Source organism: Nonomuraea sp. NPDC049784 (genome assembly GCF_040659615.1).
Taxonomy (GTDB): domain Bacteria; phylum Actinomycetota; class Actinomycetes; order Streptosporangiales; family Streptosporangiaceae; genus Nonomuraea.
In genome coordinates this window covers 1-2327 of the sequence record NZ_JBFAMX010001017.1, presented here as the reverse complement: position 1 = coordinate 2327, position 2327 = coordinate 1, and the positions used below count along the sequence as shown (strand labels likewise).

At 70.1% G+C, this 2327-nt stretch carries 2 protein-coding genes; one reads left to right on the top strand and one right to left on the bottom strand.

All coding sequences use genetic code 11. The annotated features are described in order from the left end of the window. On the top strand, positions 1-1561 hold a 1561-nt coding region (locus AB0J09_RS62590), incomplete at its 5' end, for an AbfB domain-containing protein (RefSeq protein ID WP_360713705.1). Between the two features lie 4 nt (positions 1562-1565). Here AB0J09_RS62590 and AB0J09_RS62585 read toward each other — a convergent pair. Then, positions 1566-2327, bottom strand: a 762-nt coding sequence (locus AB0J09_RS62585; RefSeq protein ID WP_360713703.1) for a substrate-binding domain-containing protein, incomplete at its 5' end; no start/stop codon positions are given.

Here is a 2327-nt window from a genome sequence, read left to right as displayed (position 1 = left end):
CGAACCCGCCGCCGCGGCCAGTCACCCCGGCCTGCTGCACACCCAGGCCGACTTCGACCGCATGCGTTCCATGGTCAACGCCGGAGCCCAGCCGTGGAAGGCGGGCTGGGACAGGCTCGTGGCCAACTCCCACTCCCAGAGCACCTGGACCCCCAACCCGCAGGCGACGATCATCCGCGGTGGCGACGGGCAGAACTACGGCATCCTCTACAACGACATCCACGCCGCCTACCAGAACGCGCTGCGCTGGAAGGTCAGCGGCAGCACCGCGCACGGCGACAAGGCGCGCGACATCCTCAACGCCTGGTCAGGCACGCTCACCACGGTCACCGGCAACGCCGACCGGTTCCTCGCCGCCGGCATCTACGGATACCAGTTCGCCAACGTCGGCGAGATCATGCGCGGCTACAGCGGCTTCGACCTGGCCCGCTTCCAGCGAATGATGCTCAACGTCTTCCACCCACTCAACGAGAGCTTCCTCACCAACCACAACGACGCCTGCATCACCAACTACTGGGCCAACTGGGATCTGTGCACCATGAACTCGATCCTGGCCATCGGCGTGCTCTGCGACCGCCAGGACCTCATCGACCGGGCCGTCACATACTTCAAGACGGGCGCGGGCAACGGCTCGATCATGCACGCCATCCCGTTCCTGCACGGCGGCGGGCTCGCGCAGTGGCAGGAGAGCGGGCGCGACCAGGGCCACACCACGATGGGCGTCGGCCAGATGGGCGCCTTCTGCGAGATGGCCTGGAACCAGGGCATCGACCTGTACGGCTACGCCGGCAACCGGTTCATGCAGGCGTGTGAGTACATCGCCAAGTACAACCTGGGCGAGGACGTGCCGTTCACCGCCTACACCTGGGGCACCGGCCAGAACTGCGCCCAGCAGACGCAGACCGCGATCTCCTCGGCGAGCCGGGGCGAGGTGCGCCCCGTCTGGGAGACCGTCTACAACCACTACGCGATCAGACGCGGCCTGGCCATGCCGTACTCGGCCGCGTTCGTCGCCCAGGTGCGGCCGGAGGGCGGCGGCGGCGACTACGGGCCCAACAGCGGCGGCTTCGACCAGCTCGGGTTCGGCACGCTCACGCACGCCAGGGTTCCCGGCACCGCCACCCTCCCGACGGGAACGACCAGGTCGCTGCGCTCCGTCAACTACCCCACCCGCTACATCAGGCACCAGAACAACCTCGGCTACCTGCACGAGGTGAGCGCCTCCAGCGACGCCCAGACCCGGCAGGACGCCACTTTCACGATCGTGCCGGGGCTCGCCGCGCCGAACGGCTACTCCCTGCGCGCCGCCAACGGGCAGTACCTGCGCCACTACGGATGGCGGGTACGCCTGGCCGCCGACGACGGCACGGCCGTGTTCAAGGCCGACGCCACCTTCTACGCCGTCCCCGGCACCGCGAGCGGCTCGGTGCGGCTCGAATCGAGCGGCTACCCCGGCCGCTTCCTACGGCATCGCAACTACGAGCTCTGGGTGGACGCCTACGACGGCACGGCCGGATTCCGCGACGACAGCTCCTTCACGGCCGTCACCGCCTGGGCCTGATCTCCTAGCGGGCGGGTGGCGCCACGGACTGGCGCACCACGACGTGGGTGCCGAAGACGGCATGCTGCTCCGAGCCGCTGCTCGCCCGTCCCTCCCTCAGCTCCAGCGCCAGGCGCACGGCACTGCGGCCCAGCTCCTCGTACGGCACGCGTACGGTCGTCAACTGTGGCCGCAGGTCCGTCGCCAGCGGTATGTCGTCGTAGCCCACGAGCGAGATGTCCCCGGGCACGCTCAGACCCGCCTCGAAGATCGCGGCCATCGCGCCTCCCGCGACGATGTCCGTCTCGGCGAAGATCGCGGTGAACGGCGGCCCCGAACTCAGCCGCCTGCGCACGTGCTCGTACCCGGACGCGCGGGTGAACTCCACCTGCGTCTCGATCAGCCCGGGATCGACGGGCACGCCGTTGTCCTCCAGCGCCCGCCGGTATCCCGAGAGCCTGCCCGCGGTCGTAGTGAACGCCGGCTCCCCGCCGAGGAAGAGTATCCGCCGGTGGCCTCGGGCCAGCAGGTGGGCGGTCGCCCCGTAGGCGCCGGACTCGTTGTCGTACTCCACGACCGTGGCGGGGATGCCGTCACCCAGCGGCGGCCGGCCGCACAGGACCAGCCGCGAGCCCGCCGCGTCGAGCGAGTGCGCGATCTGGGCCATTCGCGCGCGGTAGGCGTCGTCGTCGATCGCCCCGCCGATCAGGATCACCGCCGACGCGCGCTGCTCGCGCATGAGGTGGACGGCGGCCAGCTCCCGCTCGGGATCGCCCTCGGTCGTGCA